The sequence below is a fragment of the Bellilinea sp. genome, assembly GCF_034432615.1.
Classification (GTDB): Bacteria; Chloroflexota; Anaerolineae; order Anaerolineales; family Anaerolineaceae; genus Bellilinea.
This window is the reverse complement of record NZ_DAOUBL010000229.1, coordinates 1-1,773: the sequence shown is the minus strand read 5'-3', so window position 1 is coordinate 1,773 and position 1,773 is coordinate 1. Positions and strand designations below refer to the sequence as shown.

The window sequence follows — 1,773 nt, the reverse complement described above, 5'->3', positions numbered from 1 at the left end:
TTACTGGCGTTTTTCGAGGTAGACAAACACTCCCGGCCTCGGCTGCAAGGTTGCAATGGGAGTGGGCTTGACTTTTATCCCATCCACCAGTTCGACCCGGAAATGCTGCAAGATGATGGTCATCAGCAGCTGGGCTTCCATTTGGGCAAAATGATTGCCGATGCACTGACGCGGCCCGCCGCCAAAGGGGTAATAGGCATAGCGCGGGCGCTGAGCAGACTGGGCTTCGCTGAAACGCTCTGGGTCAAAGGCTTCGGGATTTTCCCAGTAATCCGGGTGGTGATGGGTAACATACGGACTGAGGAAGATCATCGTACCAGCCGGGATGGGGTAGCCCTGAATCACATCCTCTTCGATAGCATGACGGGCAAACATCCAGGCCGGGGGGTAGAGGCGCAGGGCTTCGCTGAACACCATTGCGCCGTAGGACATTGCCGGCAGGTCTTCCACGGAGGGAGGACGATTGCCCACGACTTGCTGAATTTCATCCAGCAGGCGAAATTCGACCAGCGGATGCCGGGCGAGCAGGTAAAATGTCCAGGCCAGTGCGTTGGCAGTGGTTTCATGCCCGGCGAGGAAGATGGTCATCAACTCGTCGCGAATCTGGCGATCGGGCATGCCCTCACCGGTTTCCGGGTCACGTGCCAGCAGCAAGCGCGAGAGCAAATCGCCGTTGTCCACTCCGCTCTGGTGGCGTTTTTCGATCAGGCGGTAAATGAATTCATCCAGAAAGCGCAGCGCCTGCTCGTGGCGGCGGTTGGCAGGGGTGGGCAGTTTTTCAAAAATGGGATGCGGCGAGAATAACACCTGATTCAGGTGCTCAAGAGTCTGGTCAAAGGCTTTGCCCAAAGCATCGGCTTGATCGCCCACATCATCGCTGAACATGGTGCGCACAATAATGGTCTGGGTCAGGCGCATCATTTCCTCACCAAAATTGACCGGCTGACGCTGGCTGGCCAACGCTTCCCAATGAGGCAAACGATCCAAAGTTGCGCTGACCATCACTTTGGCGTATTCACTCAGGTTCTGCCGGCTGAAGGAGGGCTGGATTAAGCGGCGCTGGCTGCGCCAGAATTCACCCTCGCTGGTGACCAGACCTTCACCCATCAGTGGTTTGGCCTGATCGTAGCCCTTGCGGTAGTTGCGGTTGTTATCCTGCAGCACATGTTTGACCCCCTCTGGATGGCTGACCAGATAAGTGGAACGGCTGGCTAGGTCAAGTCGAACGACCGGCCCGTAACGAAGGGCGGCATCCAGTAGAAAGTTGAGCGGGTCGCGCGCAAAACGCGGCAAAACACCCAACACCGGCATACCGGCGGCCGCCGGAACGGTGGAAAATACAGGTGCAGGAGCAGTAATTTGAGACATGATAAACCTTCTTTAAATTTATTATCAACCTCGGTTTCGGATACATTATTTCAATTATCTTGAGCATTTTAAGCCCCCACCTGCACCTCCCCCAAAATCGCAGGGGCGATTTTGGGGGAGGCGGGAGGGGGTAACTTTATTTCTTGCAAAGTTTTGCTCTAAAACCGAATTCATATTATTCATCATACCACACTGCAACACGGCGAGATGGGTTCTGTCCAACCCCCTCATTGATGGCTTTCTCAAAGTTCCTTGACAACCCTAAAATTTTGTATCGAAACTTGAATTGTGGCAAAACAACCCCCACCCACCTCCCCCAATATCGCTAATGCGATATTGGGGGAGGCGCAGGAGGGGGCAAAATCGCTCGATTTGACGTATCAGTGGATTATTCCGAATAGACAT

Annotated in this window: 1 protein-coding gene; it reads right to left on the bottom strand. The window is 54.3% G+C overall.

Going from position 1 to position 1,773, the window contains the following annotated elements; translation table 11 throughout:
* Complete coding sequence (locus tag VAE48_RS10025; protein WP_322793186.1) at nt 1-1,368, bottom strand: cytochrome P450; 1,368 nt, start codon at nt 1,366-1,368, stop codon at nt 1-3.
* Nucleotides 1,369-1,773: the final 405 nt, after the last annotated feature.

Excerpts from the sequence above, each read along its gene's own strand:
- VAE48_RS10025 (WP_322793186.1), bottom strand. The coding sequence starts at position 1,368 with ATGTCTCAAATTACTGCTCCTGCACCTGTATTTTCCACCGTTCCGGCG.